Raw genomic sequence first — 438 nt, forward strand, 5'->3', positions numbered from 1 at the left:
GCTCATAGGCGCGATGCGCATACGCCTCATCGTCCGGCGCAGCCAGCGCCTTGCGGTCCAGCTTGCCATTCACCGTCAGCGGCAGCGCCGCCAGCCGCACGAACGCCGATGGCACCATGTAGTCCGGCAGGTGCGCACTTATGTGCGCGCGCAAGGCGCCGGCAAGCTCGCTTCCCTCCAGCCCGTTCGAAGCTGCTTCCGGCGCGCACACCACATAGGCGACAAGACGCTGCTCGCCGCCGGGGCCCTCGTGCGCCACCACCACCGCCTCGCGCACGAACGGGTGCTCGCAAAGCCGCGCCGCGATCTCCCCCGGCTCGATCCGGAAGCCGCGGATCTTCACCTGGTCGTCGTTGCGGCCCAAAAACTCCAGATTGCCGTCCGGCAGATAGCGCGCCAGATCGCCGGTGCGGTACAGCCGGTCGCCGTCCACAAAGG

Annotated in this window: 1 protein-coding gene; it reads right to left on the minus strand. The window is 68.9% G+C overall.

Annotated features, from left to right (window positions below):
• Positions 1 to 438, minus strand: a 438-nt coding sequence (locus I6F16_RS37635; RefSeq protein ID WP_225174794.1) for an AMP-binding protein, incomplete at both ends; no start/stop codon positions are given.

The organism is Bradyrhizobium sp. IC4060 (assembly GCF_020193715.1).
Lineage (GTDB): Bacteria > Pseudomonadota > Alphaproteobacteria > Rhizobiales > Xanthobacteraceae > Bradyrhizobium > Bradyrhizobium yuanmingense.